Raw genomic sequence first — 4445 nt, 5'->3', positions numbered from 1 at the left:
AGGCTTTGCCGGGTTCCAGGAATCCGAACACTTGCCGACGCGGCGGCCGGCAGGCCTCATTAGTCTTGCGTGACACCTGCCAGCCCGCTCGGTTGTTGGTCAAAGCCATGAAAACGAGGGGCAAGCAATGCGTGATATCCGGAATGACCTGCAAGACCGTGCCAATCTGCTCGAGGAGCAGATCAACTCAGCCGAGGCGCAATTCGAGAGCCTTGTCGAGCAACTCCGAGCAGAGCACGAAGGCAGACTCGCGGACTTGAGGGCTGAGTTCGATGCGGTGAGCCGGCTGCTCGAGGTGGAAGAGAGGCGCCTCGCCAACATTCCGGTCACGCCGGCGCCGACCCAGGCGCCGAAAGTCCAGCCGCAGCCCCGCGCACAAACGCATGCGCCGCTGCCTCATCAGCAGGCGCCGGTGCATGTTCAGCCTGCGGCCCAGCCGCACACCCCGCCGCGTGCTCAGGCCGTGGCTCAGCCTCACATCCCGCAGCATGTCCAGACCCATGCTCAACCCTATATGCCGGCCCGCCCGCAGCATCAGGTTCCGCACATCCAGCAAGACCCGCACATCCAGCAGGCGCAAGCCGAAGCGCTCGTCCAGCAGCCTCAGCCGCAGCAACCGCTTGCCGATTTCCTGGTGCGGAAGCTCAACGAGCAGGGCGCCATGTCGCGCGACGATCTGCGCTTGCTTGCGGTGCAGGAGGGCTATTTCGAGGACGGCGAGATTGCCGAGCGCAGCGTGCACGCGGCCCTCATCAGCGTCAACAAGGCCGGGCTCATTCGCCAGCTGCCGAACGGAAACTTCGCGCCCGCCTCGATGATGGACGCGATCCGCCTCCGCCGCGCGATCTAGCTCTCGGCACGGGCAGCGGGCCGTCCGCGCAACAGTTCGACGACGTCCTTGCGGACCTTGTCCTCGGCATAGCGCGCGAGCGCCTTGCGGTCGGGAAAATCGTCGAGCGGCACGGGCGGCCCGATGCGGATATGGACGTCGATGGGGCCGAGCCCGAGCAGCTTCCAGGCGTGGCTCGCCATGTCCATGTCGCCGTACCAAGCGACGACGTGGCGCCCGCGCCGGCAAAGCGGAAGCCCGTGGATCTTGGTGTAGGTGAGCGCGAGCGTCTGCACCGAGACGTGGCTTCCCATGGCGCGTCCGCCGACCGGCTTTGCCGCGGCGAACAGGGCGGTCTTGAACGGCACCACGTTATTGCCGTCGCTTGACGTTCCCTCTGCGAACAGGACGATATGGTCGCCGGCCTCGAGCCGGCTGAGAATCTCGTTCGCCTTGTCTCCGGCTTCGCTCCGCCGCGTGCGGTCGACGAACACCGAACGCTGCAGCTTGGCGAGCCAGCTCACGAACGGCCATGACGCCACCTCCTGCTTCGCCACGAAGGATACCGGCGCCACCGCCGAGAGCACGGTGATGTCGAGCCAGGAGACATGATTAGAGACGATGAGCACGCCCTGCTCGCGCGCGATCTCGCCCTCGACATTGAGCCCGATGCCGACGATGCGGCAGACTTGGCGGTGATACCAATGCGGAAAGGTGCGGGCGTAGCGCGACCCCGTCTTGAGGAACAAGAGCTGGAGCGGCATCAACGGCAGCGTGAACGTAAAGAACGCCGCCAGCACGAGGAAGGCCCGCACGCTTCTCATGAGAGCTGCCGGTTGTCTTTGCCCTTGTCAGTTATCGGCGGGTCTCAATAGCAGGTCCGGCGGCCGTAATAGATCGTGCAGATGCCCGTGAGCGCGGGGTCGGCCTTGGCCGGCGCGATCGGCAATGTGCGGCAGTCGGTGCGGATTTCGCCGTAGCCGAAATTTGTCGTCGAGCAAACCTCGCGGACGCCCGCCGGCTGATAGGCCGTTTCATAGCCCGGCTCGTCCGCCCCGATTGCATGCTCGGCGTGCGCCGAGGTGCAGATCATTGCGGCCAGTGCCGCATAGACGATGTGCTGTCCCATCACGCCATCCCCCGTATCCTTGTTTGACGCCTCCCCAGGGTGGGGCCAGCGGGGGCCGGAGTCAAACGGGGGAGGGCGGCCGCTACTTGCCGTTCTTGAGCGGGGTGCCGAACAGCTCGAGCCGGTGGCCGATCAGCCGGAAGCCGAGTTCCCGCGCCACGCTTTCCTGGAGCTTCTCGATCTGCTCGTTGCGGAACTCGATCACCTCGCCGGTCTTGACGTTGATGAGGTGGTCGTGATGGCCGTGGCCTACGGGCTCGTAGCGCGCGCGCCGCCGGTCGCCGAACTCGTGGCGTTCGAGGATGCCCTTGGTCTCGAACAGCCGCACCGTGCGGTAGACGGTCGAGAGCGAGATGCGCGGGTCTTGCGCGCTTGCTCTGCGATGGACCTCCTCGACATCGGGATGGTCCTCGGCCTCCGACAGGACGCGAGCGATAGTGCGCCGCTGCCCCGTCATGCGCATGCCCCTCTCGGCGCACAGCCGCTCAAGCCGGCTTTCTTTCGTCGCGGCCTTGGGCATGGATCGAAGGTCGAGCCTCTTGCTGACAGGCGCCATCATCGGCGGCAGGGGGCGAAAGGGCAAGGCTGAAGATCGCGGCGTCGGCGCGGCCTTCGTAATAGCCCGGGCGCCTGCCCACAGGCTCTCCCCCGAGGGAGCGGTAGAGGCGAAGCGCGGCCTCGTTTCCCTCCTCGACCTCGAGGAACAGCCGCACGGCGCCCGCCTCCCGCAGCAGGTTCATGGCGGACTTGAGCAGCGCCGTGCCGAGGCCGGCGTTGCGGCATGCCGGCGCCACCGCGAGCGTCAGGAGCTCCGCTTCGTCCGCGGCGCGGCGCGCGATGAGCATGCCGCCGGCGATGCCGCCCGAGCTGTCGGCGACCGAGCCCATCAGGCAGAGCACGTCCGGGCTCGCCAAGAATTGCGCCATGGCGGCCGCGTCCCAGGGCTTCGCGAAACAGGTCCGGTGGATCGCGGCCATTGCGGTGGCATCGTACGGGCCGGCGCGGGAAATATGGATTTCGACCGGCATCAGCGTCTCATCACGCCGGGCGGCTGCGGCCGCGCGTCCGGTGGCCTGAGATAGAGCGGGCGCACCGTGGCATGGGTCTCGCCCGCCTCGTAGGCGATCTCGGCAAGAGCGGCGGCACTCGGCTCGAGGTCGGGCAGCGCGGTGTCGATGCGCCGTCCCCCGCCGGCCGCCGCTTCGGCGAGCAACGTGGCGCCACTTCCGACGGCGAGCCCAAGATCGGGCGGGAGGCGGCTCACCGCCTGATCGGGCGCGATCAGCAGCGGTCCCTCGCGCCGCGCCCCAGCGGGGCCATACAGGCCGAGATAGAGCATGCCGCGTCTCGCATCGACCGCGACCGCGAACGGGCCTCCCGGCGAGAGACCCTCGGCAAGTGCCGCGCGCGCCATCACGGTCAGGCTGTCGGTGCCGTAGAGCTTGGCGCCGGTGGCAAGGGCAAGTCCGCGTGCCGCGGCAATGGCGATGCGCACGCCGGTAAAGCTTCCCGGCCCTTCCGTCGCGGCAATCAGGTCGAGGTCACGCGCTTCGATGCCCGCCTCGGCCAGCACCTCGGCGACCATCGGCATCAGCGCCTCGGCATGTCCCCGCGCCATCAGCGCCTCGCGCAGGAAGAGACGCCGCGCGGCCCCGTCGGCGCCGAGCAGCGCCGCCGAACAGGCGCCCATGCTCGTGTCCAGCGCAAGGATGTTCATCGCCGCTTTCTAGACGATGCGGGCCATCTCGTCGAAGGAGAAGCGCGGCGAGCGCGGGAACAGCGCGGCCTTATCGCCATAGCCGAGATTGCACAGGAAGTTCGACCTGATGCTCGTGCCGGCGAAAAACTCGCGATCGACGCCCGCATTGTCGAAGCCCGACATCGGACCGCAATCGAGCCCCAAGGCCCGCGCCGCGAGGATGAGATAGGCGCCCTGGAGCGTGCCGTTTCTGAACGCGGTGTCGAAGATCTTGGCCTCGTTTCCCTCGTACCAGCTCCGCGCGTCGGTATGGGGAAAGAGCTTCGGCAGATGATGATGGAAAGTGAGGTCGTAGCCGACGATGGCGCACACCGGCGCCTTCATGGTCTTGTCGCGATTGCCGGCCGAGAGATGAGGCTTGAGCCGCTCCTTGGCTTCGCGCGATTTGACGAACAGGAACCGCGCCGGGCTCGAATTGGCGGATGTCGGCCCGAGCTTGGCGAGATCGAGGATCTCGTGCAGCAGCTCGTCGGGCACGTCCTCGTCGCGCCAAACATTATGCGTGCGCGCGTCGAGGAAAAGCTGAGCGAGACAGGATCGGGCGATTTCCCCGCTCAAACCGGCCGCACCTCTTGCACCTCGGGGATGAAGTGCCGGAGCAGGTTCTCGATGCCGTGGCGCAGCGTTGCGGTCGAGGACGGGCAGCCCGAGCAGGCGCCGCGCATATGGAGATAGACGACGCCCTCGCGATAGCCCTGGAAGGTGATGTCGCCGCCGTCCTGGGCGAC

General features: G+C 67.3%; 8 protein-coding genes. 1 reads left to right on the top strand and 7 read right to left on the bottom strand.

Annotation, left to right across the window (positions count from 1 at the left end):
• Positions 1 to 127: 127 nt before the first annotated feature.
• Positions 128 to 850, top strand: coding sequence for a hypothetical protein (locus tag VFB18_RS08320; RefSeq protein ID WP_324973459.1), 723 nt, complete (start codon positions 128 to 130; stop codon positions 848 to 850).
• On the opposite strand, the gene VFB18_RS08315 is transcribed toward VFB18_RS08320, so the two are convergent.
• The 7 genes from VFB18_RS08315 to VFB18_RS08285 all read right to left on the bottom strand — a co-directional run.
• On the bottom strand, positions 847 to 1653 hold the full coding sequence (locus VFB18_RS08315) for a lysophospholipid acyltransferase family protein (RefSeq protein WP_324973456.1): 807 nt from the start codon (positions 1651 to 1653) through the stop codon (positions 847 to 849). The genes VFB18_RS08320 and VFB18_RS08315 overlap by 4 nt on opposite strands.
• A 44-nt stretch (positions 1654 to 1697) precedes the next feature.
• Positions 1698 to 1958 carry a hypothetical protein gene (locus VFB18_RS08310; protein WP_324973453.1) on the bottom strand — a complete coding sequence of 87 codons (261 nt, stop codon included), beginning with the start codon at positions 1956 to 1958 and terminating at the stop codon, positions 1698 to 1700.
• A gap of 82 nt (positions 1959 to 2040) precedes the next feature.
• Complete coding sequence (locus VFB18_RS08305) at positions 2041 to 2478, bottom strand: Fur family transcriptional regulator (protein WP_324973450.1); 438 nt, start codon at positions 2476 to 2478, stop codon at positions 2041 to 2043.
• A complete protein-coding gene (locus VFB18_RS08300; RefSeq protein WP_324973447.1) occupies positions 2444 to 2986 on the bottom strand; it encodes a GNAT family N-acetyltransferase in 543 nt (180 codons plus the stop codon). The genes VFB18_RS08305 and VFB18_RS08300 overlap by 35 nt, the downstream gene beginning before the upstream one ends.
• The gene (gene tsaB / locus VFB18_RS08295; RefSeq protein WP_324973444.1) at positions 2986 to 3675 is read right to left on the bottom strand and encodes a tRNA (adenosine(37)-N6)-threonylcarbamoyltransferase complex dimerization subunit type 1 TsaB; all 690 of its coding nucleotides are present in this window, start codon (positions 3673 to 3675) and stop codon (positions 2986 to 2988) included. The genes VFB18_RS08300 and tsaB overlap by 1 nt, the downstream gene beginning before the upstream one ends.
• A gap of 9 nt (positions 3676 to 3684) precedes the next feature.
• Entirely contained in the window at positions 3685 to 4275 is a 591-nt protein-coding gene (locus VFB18_RS08290; protein ID WP_324973442.1) for a malonic semialdehyde reductase, read from the bottom strand.
• On the bottom strand, positions 4272 to 4445 hold a 174-nt coding region (locus VFB18_RS08285; protein ID WP_324973462.1), incomplete at its 5' end, for a NifU family protein. The genes VFB18_RS08285 and VFB18_RS08290, both read right to left, overlap by 4 nt.

Source organism: Methyloceanibacter sp., assembly GCF_035650995.1.
Classification (GTDB): domain Bacteria; phylum Pseudomonadota; class Alphaproteobacteria; order Rhizobiales; family Methyloligellaceae; genus Methyloceanibacter.
The sequence above is the reverse complement of the archived record's forward strand: the minus strand, read 5'-3'. Positions and strand labels throughout refer to the sequence as shown.

Coding starts and splice junctions, on each gene's coding strand:
- VFB18_RS08320 (WP_324973459.1), top strand. CDS start 128: ATGCGTGATATCCGGAATGACCTGCAAGACCGTGCCAATCTGCTCGAG.
- VFB18_RS08315 (WP_324973456.1), bottom strand. CDS start 1,653: ATGAGAAGCGTGCGGGCCTTCCTCGTGCTGGCGGCGTTCTTTACGTTC.
- VFB18_RS08310 (WP_324973453.1), bottom strand. CDS start 1,958: ATGGGACAGCACATCGTCTATGCGGCACTGGCCGCAATGATCTGCACC.
- VFB18_RS08305 (WP_324973450.1), bottom strand. CDS start 2,478: ATGCCCAAGGCCGCGACGAAAGAAAGCCGGCTTGAGCGGCTGTGCGCC.
- VFB18_RS08300 (WP_324973447.1), bottom strand. CDS start 2,986: ATGCCGGTCGAAATCCATATTTCCCGCGCCGGCCCGTACGATGCCACC.
- tsaB (WP_324973444.1), bottom strand. CDS start 3,675: ATGAACATCCTTGCGCTGGACACGAGCATGGGCGCCTGTTCGGCGGCG.